The following is a 13721-nucleotide window of genomic DNA, read 5'->3' as shown; positions in this document are numbered from 1 at the left end:
ATCAGGTATTGTATTAAAAAATAAGCTCAACCTAGAATAACTACTGAAAAAAAATATTTATTTGGTTTGTTTATGATTATTCATCATAAATTAACATAATTTTCCCGTTAACATCCAACCAGTTTTACTCTTGATGATAATTTGGCGATCGCGATCAAAGAGAACAGAGCCACAGACTGTTGCGGCTGTGCCCCGCTCACTATGGCTTTGGATATATTCTTGGGAGCGGGAATCAATAGCTGCGGCGATCGCACTATAAACTTGATTTACCCAATCACTGCCTGTTGAGGCGTCAAGCGATCGCAAATATTTTAGTGCCGCTTCAGCGGTGGGACTGTCAAAAATAGCTTGGATATCTGGAGAATTTAAACCAACCAAAGCACAGTGCGCTGCCAGAATCTCCCGACGGCCATCAGCAAGGTGGTGATGAGTGTGAAAAATTCCCCCCGCTAGTTTCATCAGCTTCCCGTGATAGCCAAACAATAAAATTTCTTTAACGCCCAGAAGATCCGCCTCTACTAACATTGGCCCTAGCCAGTTGGCAGTTTTTACCAATTGCTCTCCATTGATACCTAGTTTTCGCGCCAAATCTAAGCCGTTTTCGCCAATACAGAAGACTAAAGTTTCAAAACGGCTGGCTTTGTCTTGCAACTCGGCACGAAAAGCTGTTAGCTGATCTGGTGTACTCAAGGGTTGAGAAATACCTGTGGTACCCAACAGTGAAAGTCCTTCCACCACGCCAAAAGCAGCGTTTGAAGTCCGAACAGCTAGCGATCGCCCTTTTGGTAAAATAATTGTCACTGTAATTTTTTCTCCTGGTGCTAGCAGCCGGCGTAAATTCTCTAGCAACAGTTTGTGAGCATAAGCATAAATCGCCGCTTCTCCCTCACCATTCAGTTGTTTGCCAATTCCTTCTCCCCCTTGAATAATTACTGTCTCTCCCTCTCCCTCTCGCCATTCCACCATCGCCCAAATTGGTGTATTTCTAGTCAAATCGAGATTATCACCCGGATCAGAGCGAGTAATTGCCAAAGCCATCTTTTCAGATAGCCCTGCTACCTGTTCAATCGATATTTCTGCCAATTGGGCTGGTGCAATCAAATCAACCAACACTACTGTCAGGGGTTGATGATGGCGCAACCAATGCAAAGCTGCAACAGCAGCGGCACAGGCAAAGACAGGGAGCGTGTATCCGGAACGAGACATGGTAATTGGTAATTGGTAATTGGTAATTGGTAATTGGGAAAAATCCGAGCCAAATTAATTAATTTCTTTCCTAGTACCCAGTACCAAATCCCCTTTTTAGACACCCATCTCTGATAGCAAAGCTTGCATAGCTTCCCAAGAGATTCCTTGTTGGATATAACAGGGTGCTTCAGGATTGTAAGGGCTAGCTATGCGATCAATACTGAGAATTTTCACCTCATCTGGTAAGACTGGCACATCTGGATCAAATGCCGTTGGGCGCATTAAAGAGCTAGAAAAGCCTTTGAAAATAGCAATTTTATCTGGCTCATTGTCAATTTCTATCGTTACCAATAGAACTTCTTGAGAGCATTTAACAGTATATTGCTCCAGCCGCTTGCTAATAGAATTCATATTTTGAATTTTTAATTAGAAGTTACTGTTGTGCTGCTGAACGTCCTTTTTTGCCTAGCTTAATCAAAATAAAGTAACTTAAGTAAACTACATAAATTACTAAACTAATGATGGCGAGAAAGCCCAAAAAGGCAGGCTTACTATTCGCATGAAAATATTCTTTAAACAGTAACGGGGCTTGAAACCAGACTTGACAATCGGGAGTTTTGAGTGCATTTGCAGAAAAAGCACAACCTAAAAAAGGTGCAAAGGCTATTGTGCCCAAAATACAATAAACAGTCATAGCCCAGCGCCAAGAAGTGAAAGCCAATTTCAAAGTGCCAGTAGATTGATATTCAATTTCATCGTTTAAATCCACCCAGAACCACAGGGAAATAGGGATTAATATACGAGCCATTAACCCGGAGATAAAACTTACCCCAAACCCGCCAATCATCAAGTAAATTGTGATTGCCAACAGACTTGAGACTCGCCAGTAAATCGTTAACAAGCGTTGTATGCTATCCACTTTTTGTACAAACGCCCAAACCAGTAGAATTAGGGGAATAATTACTGTAAATAATATCGCCAGTCGGTAGTCAATCCAGACCAAAGGGCGAAACCAAGGCTGTTCCATAGTTCTTGTCAGACGATAAATAAAAAACTTATCTGTTAATTAACAGTTTAATCAAATTGAAAAGTCAAGACAGCTAGCTTGCCTAAAAAAGCAAGCAACTCAAAAATCTTCAACAAATATTTTGCACCTACCTCTAGCGGCATCAGGAAGAGATTTAGTAGTCTCCCGATTTGCTATAGCCTCACCACACCGAGATCAACCCCAGTTTTTTAGGGTCTAGAGGTTATTGCTGAGGGTCAAAACCCCGGAAGTAACCCCCTAAATTTTACCAACCCCGGAGATCATCCGAGGGGAAAGTGAGATTTATGCAGAAGTGGCGTGAAGGTGCAAGATATTCAGTCAAGAGCTACTAGTTGCTTGCTCACCGGATGAAATTAATATTCACTTACTCAATTGTTAGTCATCGTAAACCCGACACTCAATTGCATCGGGGTTGTCATCACAGTACTGTTCTAAAGAGTTTTTTTGCTTGCTTTGACGCTGGTGGGAGGCTTCAGCTTGCAGTTCTTCGACTGCATCCCAAGCCGCAGCGCACTCTGCCGAGTTGCTACCTGAAATATCACAGACAGTACGCGCCTGTTCCACTTCGTCTTGAATTTTTTCTTGGATGTCGCTGTTTGTTTTTTGTTGGATGTTGGTCATTGCTTTAGTCTCGTTGTGTGTTGTTAATACCAGTATAGAAAAATTTCAGGAATGGCAGCTTTTGACTTTATCGCTTACCATTTTAACCATTTAACTGATAAGTTCGGGTGTGAGCCTGATAATCCATAACTAATACAGCAAACTGCCTGAACTATACTGCATTCACCTTTTTGTTTTAAGATTTTGTGGCGTTGGTACTACAGAGAGATGATCATAAAACTTCGTGGTTCATTTGGAAACCCACCCAAGTTGTGTTTGACTTCATTTCGTCACATTTCCTGATAAACTTAAAGAACTAGCAATGACCCTTAAGGAGCGGTAAGACTCCTAGTGATGGGACGCTTGAGTTAAATGGTCGTTATTCTTCAGGTAAAAGAGAGTGTATGCCTACACGCTCTTCCGATGCCCTCACTATCAAAGTACATAGGAAAAAAGCGATATCACGCTCAGTGTGGGCGCTCCGTGCCATCGCGTAGCGTTTTTGTTAGGAGAAGAATAAAAATCACAAGCCACTATCATCCTTTTTAGGGCTGTGGTTGGGAGCAATTGGCATCGCCTTGATTGCTGAAAGTCCAGGGATAAGTAGGGTCTAGCAGCTTTAGATGCCTTCTAAAGAATCAATGAGCCGGTTTGCGCCATAAGTTGCCGTTTATTGGCTGGATACGCACCTATAAAGTACTACCAGGTCTAATAACTACTAGCCTAATAAGAGAAAGAGCCGAGAACTAATGGCAGACCAAATGCAGTGGGCAAACGCCCTGTCAACTCATCATTCTTTAGAAGCAGCTGTTGCAGATGTAGTGCAACAAGCTGTCTCATCTTTAACAGCACCTGCGGATATAGGGCTGATCTTCATTTCGTCTGCTTTTACGAGTGAGTATTCGCGACTCTTACCTTTGCTGGCTGATAAACTTTCAGTACCGATGCTAATTGGCTGTAGTGGTGGAGGTGTGATTGGTACGACAGTTAAGGGAGAACCCCAAGAAATAGAAGCAGAACCAGCCATCAGCCTGACATTAGCCCATCTTCCAGGGGTGAATGTTCAAGTCTTTCATGTTGTTAGTGAAGAGTTACCTGACTTGGATAGTCCGCCAGAGGCTTGGATTGATTTAATCGGTGTACCACCATCACCAGCCCCCCAGTTTATCTTGCTGTCCAGTTCTTTTTCTTCGGGGATCAAAGATTTATTGCAGGGGCTAGATTTTGCTTATCCTGGATCGGTGGTTCTGGGGGGACAGGCTAGTGGTGGGGGTATGGGTGGTCGGATTGCCCTATTTTGTAACGATGCCAGAGGCAGCCAGCACCAACGCCTATATCGCGAGGGAACGGTGGGTCTAGCTTTGAGCGGTAATATTGTTGTGGAAACAATTGTCGCCCAAGGATGTAGACCGATTGGCGAGCCATTGCAAGTGACCAAATCTGAGCGCAATATCATCCTCGAGTTGGATGAGAAAGTACCCTTGGTGGTGTTGCGAGATTTAATTGGCAGTCTCAGCGAACAAGAACGGATGCTGGCACAGCACTCTCTGTTTGTCGGTGTAGCGATGGATGGATTTAAGCCTTGTTTGCAGCAGGGAGACTTTTTAATTCGCAGCATCCTCGGAGTAGATCCATCAGCAGGAGCGATCGCAATTGGCGATCGCGTTCGTCCTGGTCAACGGCTGCAATTCCACCTGCGCGATGCCCAAGCCTCGGCTGAAGACTTAGAATTACTCCTAGAACGCTATCAAAGCCAACACAGCACCGAACCCTCTGCCGTTGCTGCCTTAATGTTTACCTGTTTGGGACGCGGTGCAGGACTCTACGGCAAACCCAATTTTGATTCTGAGTTATTTAGGCGCTATCTCAATCATATCCCCCTAGGCGGCTTTTTCTGTAGCGGCGAAATCGGCCCAGTTAGTGGTAGTACCTTCCTCCACGGTTATACTTCAGTGTTTGGCATTTGCCGCCAAAATGAGTAATCAGTGCTGATATCTGAAGTTATATCCCGCTTTCAAGACCCAGAAATGTTTCAATACATCCATTGGAAATGCGATCGCATGAAGGCACTGCGCTGGGTGATTCGGACAGGCTACGCGCGATCGCATTCCTCAGACGCTTTTGTCAATACAACTTGAAATCAGCCTAGTGGAAAATGTTTATTAGGTAGAAGCCAATCCGTCTGGAGGTTTTTCAGGGAGATTTTTGATAAATTTATCAAAAAATGCTAACTGCTCCCTAAATTGTTCAATCTCAAGTAAATATATTAGTTCTTTTTCACCTAGCAACTTATCTGTTGGTAGTTCTTCCAGACGCTTGTTAATCCGACCAAATAGTTTTTCCAAATCTTCTATAGCTAGGTTGATGTCAGAATTATCTGCTGCTTCACCATATTGTTTAATCCAATCTTTTAATTGCTGTATAAATAATTTTGTCTGTCCCGCCATTCTAGAATAACGTTGAGTTAATTTTAGAATAATTCCCGGAAATTTAGTTTTAGTAAAAAAAGTAAATGCTTCATCAAATACTTCTGTTCCCAAATTACCCAATCTAGCAATAATTAATCCTTTGACTTTCTCTAAAATTGCTTGAGTTTGTTTACGCTGATAAGGTTCCAGCATCTGCAATGCTTGATGTAATTTACCAATTTCATCTGGTGTTAATCTGGCTAATATATGAGATTGTCTTTCCGGGATTTTTTCCTCCTGTGGCTGTATTTCTAGTTGCAAAGTTGAGTTAACCACTAACTCTTCTGGTTTATCAGTAGGTGCAACAACTAAACTCTGCACAATTTCATCTGATGATTGGGAAACATCTTGCATCAGTTCAATTTGCTTAATCGCAGACATGGGCGAAACATTATCATTAATTACAGATAAAATTCCTGCAAGATATTTATCCATCATCTTGACGTTGGTGTAAACCAAAATCTTAATGCAGTTAAAGCTGAGTTTACCGTCTTCAACATTAATACTGGTTTTGTAGCGAATTTCTCCACTGTTAAAATCTAGTTCAAAATTGCCGATAATCATGTCATGGTTTGCCCTAGCAATAAATTCTGCAATAGCCTGATGCTTAGATTTTGGAGCTATGACGGGGCAAATAGAGTAAAAGACGAATTGCTGCTCTATCTCTTTGGCTTTAGCGTAGCAATTACATACACCATTTTTCCCAGAAAATGCCATCTGCAATGCTGCTTCACCTTCAATCTTGATACAAGTCCAGTCATCTATTTTGAAGAAATCAACCATTGCTGCAAATATATTTTGACTAGCAATATTTTGTTGATTGGTGTCAAATTCACTAGGCTCAACTAATTTTTCAAAAGCTTTGGCAATTTCTGAAAAGGCTTGAGTTAGGGTTTCTGAAGTAATGGCTGATATACTGCTATCAATCCATTCTTCAAGCCCTTGAGTTACTTCAGACAGCACTTGCGAAATGGCATCGTTAGCAATAGGCTCAAGATTAGCCTCTGCCCAATTTTCAAAGAAGTTGCTGACGCCCTTGCTAATTTGTTCACTGTCAAGATTCTCACCACTAATTGCTGTAAAGTTCACATAATCCCAAAAGGTACTATAACCGGTTGCAATTGGTAAGCGTTGTTGATTGACTTGTAAGCCTAACCAACTTTCAGTAGATAAAAGTGGATTACTTGGGTTTTCTTGACTAAGTTTTTGTAGATAAGCAGGTGCATTATCTAAGTGTGGGGTGAGATGTGGTAATAAATCGGGTTTTAAACTGGCTGTGATTGCGATGTTGGTTTCGCTATCAAATTCCCCGTTAGTCAAAGAACCGCGTAATTCGGGTTGCAGATTGAATAATCCTTGGGTGTGGATGCGTTGGTAGAGTTCTGGGTTGACGTGGAAGGTGAGACGGGACTCGATGAGGATGTCGTTTTGGGTGGTAAGGGTGAGCGTTTTAGCTTGGACGGTTAGGGGAGATTGTTCGGAATCTTGGAGGGTTAATTCAGTGTTTAGTTGATGGTTTTGGGTATAAGTAGTCATTTAAATTTATTTCTAGTTAGGTGAAGAGCTACAGAGGATAATGCTGCTAATTATACATCTGCCTTTCACACTTCTAGTTAACTAAGGGCTAAAATGGCGTTTGATACCGTTGTCTGAAGAGTTTTGTCATTACGAACCCAATCACTTGCAAGAAGTTCTCGTAATTCAGGCAAAGTATCAGTCCATTTCCAAGACACCAAACCAGAAATAAGTTTTGCAAGGTTAATAGGGTATTCTTCCTGAGCAAGTTGGTCAACAAAAATAGGTGCAACTTCACGAATATCAAACTTTACCAAGAAGTCAATGGCAGATTCTCTTACTCGATAAGCAGAATCTTTAACAAAAGGAATAATCATTGATGTTACTTCTTTTGCCCCAAGAAGATGAAGCAATTCAATAGCTTTGTAACGTATTCCCCCCTCTTCTTCTCCAGTAGAATCATCAGCTTTTATGGCATGAACTAGCGCCGAAATTGCCAGCGGATTTTTAAAAGTTGCTAATAAATTAATGTAAGCTTCCTTATCCCTAGTTTTTTCACTGACAAGTGCTGCGATATTTAGTTCTAAAGCACCAGGATGGCAGCGTTTAGCTAAGGAGTCCAGAACCAACTGAAACTTATACTCAATATCTTCAGATTCTTCACATCGCTCTAGTAACTCTTGACCAGTCTGCATTAGTGTTTCTGAACATTCAGATCCCAGTTGATATAACTTAGTTAAACACTCATACTCCAGATTTCCTATTTTTGTTGGGCTTTCATACTCTACATTAAGACCGCTAAGAATATCGAAAATTACTTTTTTACATCCCATAATCCCAGTTTAAGAATCTCACGGTAAATGAGTAATAATTCAGCTTCCTACAAAGCCTAATGTGGGAGTAAATTAATTTTACGTTGTTCAGTGATTGTGATCATTTTGATTCCTGAGTGTGTTTCGCCAAACCTATTCCTCTGGAAATAGTCTATGGCGACGCTTCAGAGCTTCATAAACATCAACATTTACACGATTAGGGTTGATCCGGAGTTGCCATAGCCTTGGTAAATTTAACAGAGAACTAAAATCTTCAACAGAAGTATTTCTAATATCCAGTTTTTTCAGGTGCTTGAAGTTGTTTAGCACCGATAGATCAGAAACTGGCGTCCGCCAGATACTCAATTCTTCAAGTTGTAATGAGTTCTTTAAAGGTGATAGATTCTCAACCGATGTCAGGTTCAAATTCAAGCTCCTTAGAGCGCGTGCATTAGTTAATGCCTCAATTGATTGAACCTTAGTTTCACTTATATCAAGCACCTCTAAATGGGCACTATCTGCCAACGCATTAATAGATTCAACCTCAGTCTCACTTAAATCAAGCACCTTTAAATACGCGAGAGCAGCCAATAAATTAATATCTTGTATACCAGTTCTACTCAAAATAAGCTCTTGAATGTCATGCAAACTTATCAGCCACGAAAGATCCTCTACTTCACAAGAATGCAAGTTTAAAGATATGAGCTTAGATAAAGTAGTTAGTTTGCTAAAATTTTGGATATCTGTCTTTTTTAAATTAAGTTTTTCTAGATTTGGCAATGTTTCTAATGCAGAAATGTCAGCTACCTCTGTGTAGTCTAAACATAGCTCTTTAAGATTTGTAAGGTTAGGCAACCACGAAAGGTCAATAATGCTGGAAGAAGAGAGGGATAAACTCTCAATTGTGGGCAGGTGGGACAGCGGACTAAAATCTCTAACTGCCGATGAATCAAGATATAATGTTTTTAAATGATTTAAACCAACCAGCACTCTAATATCGTTGACTTCTGTATTAAATAGGGAAAGTTCCCTAAGTTCAACTAGCTGTTGTAGGGGGGACACATCAACCACTCTTGTTCCTGATAAATTTAAAATTTGCAGTTTTGAAATAGGAGCTAAAAAGGAAATATCAGAAACTGAGCTGTCTTGGACACTAAGTTTCTCTAAATTTTGCATTTGTTGTAGTGGTGACCAATCCTCTAAATTTATACGTTCGGCTATCAAATCTTTCAATCCAGTTATGGAAGATAAAGGTGTAATGTCTTCTATTTGATTATCACTAATCGATAAATATTCTAAGGATGGCAGCAAAGCTAGCGGCTGAAAGTTAGTTACTTTTGTTGAATCTAGAGAAAGATGCTGGAGTGAGGGGATTTTCGCAATATCATTAACTGTCTCTAATGGTGTGTAGTTCAGTGATAGTCGCTTTAATGACTGGCATGAGATAATTGGAGCTAAATCGGTTATCTGCATTCTGTCCAACGATAATGACTCAAGACTGGTTAACTCTCCCAATGGTTGCAAGCCTTCAAACGGCTTTCTACTAATTGCTAAATTTTTGAGTGAATTTAATGAAGTAAGAGGACTGATATCTTTGATCTGTACTTGTCTTAAAGAAAGTGACTCTAACCAGTTCATTTGAGCAAGTGTTTTCAAATCTTTTAAAGGTGTTCCATCTAAATTTAAATGTCGCAATGACCTAAATTGTAATAATTCATCAAGCCGAGTTACGTCTGTCCTAGCCAAAGAGAGTTCTGTTGCCCCTACCAGCGTTTCTAGTTGCACGATATCTGAGACAGAAACCTCATACACCACGTTGGGTTGCGTCACCAGCGTTGCATCCTCTGATAATGAGCTATTTTGCAATACTTCTGGATTGGGTAACGCAGAAATTTCGCTGGTTTCAATTAGCTCGCGGTTATCTTCATTGGCAGTTTGCTGATGAATTTCTCTTAACAAGGGGCGTATATCTTGTGGGCTGTATAAACAAAATGGAACGTGTCCAGGTACTAAATTATGAGTAGTTAATATCCAATCACACTGGGATACTAAGGAATGAAACGATGGGTAGTAAGTATCATCGTCTAAATAGGATGTCAGGCTGTTTAATGTTGCTAGAGCATCCGGGGGCATACTATCTAGTTCGAGAGAAGTTGCCAGTATATAGAGGCGGGTAAATCCTTTTACGCCTAGCGATAAAAGTGCGCGTTGTCGAGTCTCTTCATCAAGCAGTGCTAATAATCCTGGCTTGCTTTCACCTGTCCAACGATAACCTAAAACACTATCTACCAGGTGTCGTGTGGTTTTTGGTTCTGAATCTAAGGGCTTAATAATTTCCCAGGAAAAAACTAAATAGAGAGGTGTTTTAGAGGACTGCAAAAGATGCCAGATAAGACTATGTTTAACCTCACGATCATCACCTTTCTTGATTAGAGAAAGGGGTGTTTCATAGAGAAACGTGAAATGTAGGGGTGGGCTAGGAATGGCATTAGGCAATAGGTAATCCATGAAGGGTCTAGCTTCTTCTGGATAATCAGATTCATTGATATGGAATACATATTTTTCTTTGATAGCGGTGAAGGGTAATGTGCTATCTGACCTCACGCATTTAAATAGAGAAATAGGGGAATCTTTGAGTGAGTTGGGAAAAGTCCAGTAATGTTTCTCAAACGCCAAGCCAGCTTGATACTGCTGTCGCTCAATAGCTAGCGGATTCATTGGAGATTCTGAATACATTAGTGTACGCATACGGCGATCGCTAATTCTTCTCTAGAGAACTTGATCGCTTTGCGGAAGAGATCATGTTTGTAATAATTGGCTGCCTAGATTAGGCATCCACTAAAATAGTTTCGCTACCATCTTCATTGCATTGAATAATTAATTGATTTTGGAATTTGGCAATATCATCTTCTACTATAAACTTAATTTGTTGTATAGTTTTTGGTATTTTATTTATCACAGTCTCAACCAAAAGTTCATAACTAGGTTTTCCAAGTCCTAAAATTTGTGTCAAGATAGTTCTATTATCACCGCCATTCCAAAATGTTTCTGAGCAGATATGTTTAATATCTTTTGTTCTATCTACTATTGTAAGTTTGGTGTGTTCAACCTCGCAAAGCTTACATCCTATATAATCTACTGCATGAAAGTATTTAGGAACAGAATCAAAATCATATTCCTCATTTAAAGAGTCTAGATATTCATCCTCATCCATTGGTTCAAAATATTCATCTGGTGTTATTTCTATTTTTTCACAGGTTGGCTGGTTTAGCATTTTATATTCAATCACTATAATAAGTTTCTCTTCCATTTTATTTACCTCACTAATGAGCTAAACTAACTACAAATTATTTACCGTGGGTTAAATCTCTATCCTCAAAAAATTTCCGAACTGTTCGGAGTATCTTATCTTTTCGCTTCTTATCTATCTGACCAGACTCGACCATTTCTTGAAGTCGCGCTTTGAGTCCGTTTGGAGTTAGTCCACGCACATCTTGGGAACTTAATGGCGATAAACTACCACCCGGTATTCTATTTAGTGCACTTAGTTGTCCTCTAGATGCTAATTGCGTTTCTATCTTTTCATCTTCTTTCCAACCTTTTCCTTTAATACCTTGTTTGTCTGGTTTATTGTTCTGCTGGTCTGTTTCTTTTTGAGATTCATTTGAGGTTTTTTCTTTTAGGCTGCCTTGAATCCATTTCCCCAGGTCTTCTGCACTGTTTTTAACTTGTTTTAATTCTTGTACAGCTTGTTTTGAATCTTTTAATACGGCGGCTCTATTGAATTCAATTTTAATAGATTTCAGCGATGTTCTTATAGATTCTAGCAATTCAGCAGATGAGTTTACAAGTTGTCTTTGCTGATTAAGGCGATACTTTCTTGTCAGTAAAGTATTGACTTTATCAATTGCATTTTTGGTCTCCACTCTGGCTTGGGCTTCATCTGCCGCTACTTCTTTTCCTACTAAGCCTGTTGTTATACTTCTACGGTCAGGATTCACCTTTCCATAAATTTCCCATTTGTTTCCTTCTTTATTTGCTTGTAAAGTTTGGAGCTTATGCTTTCGCTTGATAGATCGCAGTATTGGAGCCAGTTTCGCTTGGCTGACCTCTTTTCCACCAAAGGTACTGTTGACAGCACTAACAGCCGCAGCTACGGCATCATCGACTCGTTTCTGTTTCTCTGCTATTGTCTCGTTTTGCTCATCGGGCTTGCCGTCTTTGGCCTTGTTATTCTTTTTATTGCGATCGCCCTCTCTTCCCTTAACCTTATCTCCCTTCTTCCCAAAGAACTTATCCTTAACTTTACCTAACTTCCGCTTCAGCCGTTTCAGCCCCTTCTTCAACTTCCTGCCAATCTTCTTTGCAATCTCCCGCACCTTAGCAGCCACCTTACTGGCCGCACCCCGTAACCGCTTCAGCAACCAATTGGAGACAAAATCAATCAACACCACACCCGCAGCCGCCAACATCTCTGCAAACTGTGGCCCTGACTGTCCTGATTTCACCGCTTTCAAGAAAGTGACAAACTTCTCCATCGCTTGCAAGATGCGCCCCACCGTTCCCCAAGCTGCCTGTAATCCCTGGATGATTAACATCACCGTCCCCGCCGCCGGGATGATCATCGATACCACTTTCTCAATCAAAAGCTGAATCAATGTCGGCGGAATGGCTGATTTAATTCCCTCCCATGCCATTGCACCCACTTCTGCAACTTTGATGCCACCCTGGTTGAGAACGTTCCAAACTGTCATTCCCAAACCCAGCACTTCTTCTACCTTCTGCCCAAACCATGACTGCACTGCTATTTGGAAGGCTCCCCACAGATGGTTTTGGACTCCATCTTTTGCCCCTGACCCCAAGTTACTCAACCATTGACCAGGATTAAGAGCGATATCTTTAATCAGGCCGGCAAATGTCCCTAGTGCGTCTACAGCAGCTTTGGCAACAGATATGGCTCCTTGTACTGCTTTGCTTGTTATCTATAGTAGTGATGTTATGAGCGTTTTTAGCAAAAATTTGTTCTTCATTGGTAAACATAGAATTAGAATCTCATTTACCAAAGTCGGGCTATAAGAGATAGTAGAAACGCAAAATACGCGCTTTACAAGAGTTGTTAAAAGCCCTCTTTTTCAAGGTAACTTAGACCCTCTTTAGCCATGCTACGCACATCAGAACTTGGATCTTGTTCAGAAACTTCTCTCAAAAGATCAGAGAAGATACGCTGATTAGCATGGGAAATTGCGTAGGCAGTACCCTCTCGTACCCGGGATGAAGGATGAGCTAATCCTGAAGCAAATACTTCCCTATACTCAGGTTTAGGATTAGTCTGAGCAGAGACTGAGATATGTGCCATCTTACGCATAGCTGTTACGTCATCATCATCTAGAAATACAACCTCTGAGAGTTCATCTGGCAGATAAATTGGGAAACTGGCATAGGCTTGGCCTATAGCTTCTTCACCACTGTCACCGTCAAAATCCAGGAAACTAACCTTTAACACTGGATCAAATGTGTAATAAATTGTTGCTTGATCGCTACAAGCTTTCCAAACGAATTGACGTAATCCAGAATCATCTTCAGATTTCTCTCCAATTAAGCGCCAACCAAGATATCCAGAACGGATCAAGATATCTGCCTCTTTAAGTCCATCATATAAAATGAGACGTTCCATAGGATTCTTTAGTGAATTTTTACAATAATTCTTAGATACTAATAACTCAAGTTGCTAGTTACTCTCCAAGGGAGATGACATAGGGGTACAGAAACAAGAAAATCCCTCCAGCTAGAAAATTAGGAGGGAGATATGTTAAATGAAATAGTTACTGTCTATTGCTTAGTGGATGACCTCTTAAAGACAATTGGACATCGTGAAGATACTCGCCGTGAAATGAGTGATGCTGAAATTATCACAACGGCAATCATCGCGGCTATGTTCTTCAGTGGTAATCATAGTCAGGCTTGCAGCTATATGAAAGACCATAACTTGACACCACTTTCTCAATCAAACGTGCAGGTACAGCAAAATCTTCACATAGTCACATAGATTTAAAATTGCCCGTTCTTGAGTTTCCAAATAAACATGGCGTG

General features: G+C 40.7%; 12 protein-coding genes and 1 pseudogene. 3 read left to right on the top strand and 10 right to left on the bottom strand.

All coding sequences use genetic code 11. The features are described from left to right. Positions 1-90: 90 nt before the first annotated feature. The 4 genes from cbiD to CYLST_RS10905 all read right to left on the bottom strand — a co-directional run bounded on the left by cbiD (position 91) and on the right by CYLST_RS10905 (position 2857). Positions 91-1206 carry a cobalt-precorrin-5B (C(1))-methyltransferase CbiD gene (gene cbiD / locus CYLST_RS10920; RefSeq protein WP_015207786.1) on the bottom strand — a complete coding sequence of 372 codons (1116 nt, stop codon included), beginning with the start codon at positions 1204-1206 and terminating at the stop codon, positions 91-93. A gap of 96 nt (positions 1207-1302) precedes the next feature. Further along, positions 1303-1599, bottom strand: a complete 297-nt coding sequence (locus CYLST_RS10915; protein ID WP_015207785.1) for a DUF7734 family protein — start codon at positions 1597-1599, stop codon at positions 1303-1305. A gap of 22 nt (positions 1600-1621) precedes the next feature. Continuing rightward, positions 1622-2215, bottom strand: a complete 594-nt coding sequence (locus tag CYLST_RS10910; protein WP_015207784.1) for a DUF3177 family protein — start codon at positions 2213-2215, stop codon at positions 1622-1624. 396 nt (positions 2216-2611) lie between these two features. Continuing rightward, the gene (locus CYLST_RS10905) at positions 2612-2857 is read right to left on the bottom strand and encodes a Calvin cycle protein CP12 (RefSeq protein ID WP_015207783.1); all 246 of its coding nucleotides are present in this window, start codon (positions 2855-2857) and stop codon (positions 2612-2614) included. A 728-nt stretch (positions 2858-3585) separates the two neighbouring features. Here CYLST_RS10905 and CYLST_RS10900 point away from each other — a divergent pair. Then, complete coding sequence (locus CYLST_RS10900; RefSeq protein ID WP_015207782.1) at positions 3586-4818, top strand: FIST signal transduction protein; 1233 nt, start codon at positions 3586-3588, stop codon at positions 4816-4818. A gap of 3 nt (positions 4819-4821) precedes the next feature. After that, positions 4822-4974 (top strand): hypothetical protein, encoded by a 153-nt coding sequence (locus CYLST_RS34390; protein ID WP_157162565.1) that lies wholly within the window; start codon positions 4822-4824, stop codon positions 4972-4974. A gap of 24 nt (positions 4975-4998) precedes the next feature. Here CYLST_RS34390 and CYLST_RS32750 read toward each other — a convergent pair whose 3' ends face one another. The 6 genes from CYLST_RS32750 to CYLST_RS10870 form a co-directional block, all read right to left on the bottom strand. Beyond that, complete coding sequence (locus CYLST_RS32750) at positions 4999-6840, bottom strand: type III secretion system chaperone family protein (protein ID WP_015207781.1); 1842 nt, start codon at positions 6838-6840, stop codon at positions 4999-5001. 77 nt (positions 6841-6917) lie between these two features. Continuing rightward, complete coding sequence (locus tag CYLST_RS10890) at positions 6918-7652, bottom strand: HEAT repeat domain-containing protein (RefSeq protein ID WP_015207780.1); 735 nt, start codon at positions 7650-7652, stop codon at positions 6918-6920. Between the two features lie 132 nt (positions 7653-7784). Beyond that, complete coding sequence (locus CYLST_RS10885) at positions 7785-10235, bottom strand: leucine-rich repeat domain-containing protein (RefSeq protein WP_172642154.1); 2451 nt, start codon at positions 10233-10235, stop codon at positions 7785-7787. A 223-nt stretch (positions 10236-10458) separates the two neighbouring features. Beyond that, on the bottom strand, positions 10459-10941 hold the full coding sequence (locus tag CYLST_RS10880) for a hypothetical protein (RefSeq protein WP_015207778.1): 483 nt from the start codon (positions 10939-10941) through the stop codon (positions 10459-10461). 37 nt (positions 10942-10978) lie between these two features. After that, positions 10979-12433, bottom strand: a complete 1455-nt coding sequence (locus CYLST_RS10875; RefSeq protein WP_157162563.1) for a hypothetical protein — start codon at positions 12431-12433, stop codon at positions 10979-10981. Between the two features lie 314 nt (positions 12434-12747). Continuing rightward, positions 12748-13305 (bottom strand): hypothetical protein, encoded by a 558-nt coding sequence (locus CYLST_RS10870; protein WP_015207776.1) that lies wholly within the window; start codon positions 13303-13305, stop codon positions 12748-12750. A 132-nt stretch (positions 13306-13437) separates the two neighbouring features. Between CYLST_RS10870 and CYLST_RS10865 the strand changes: the two are divergent. Further along, positions 13438-13674 (top strand): annotated as a pseudogene (locus tag CYLST_RS10865) (IS982 family transposase); the annotation flags it as partial. Between the last annotated feature and the right edge of the window lie 47 nt (positions 13675-13721).

It is taken from the genome of Cylindrospermum stagnale PCC 7417 (genome assembly GCF_000317535.1).
Lineage (GTDB): Bacteria > Cyanobacteriota > Cyanobacteriia > Cyanobacteriales > Nostocaceae > Cylindrospermum > Cylindrospermum stagnale.
This window is presented reverse-complemented; position numbering and strand designations above follow the sequence as displayed.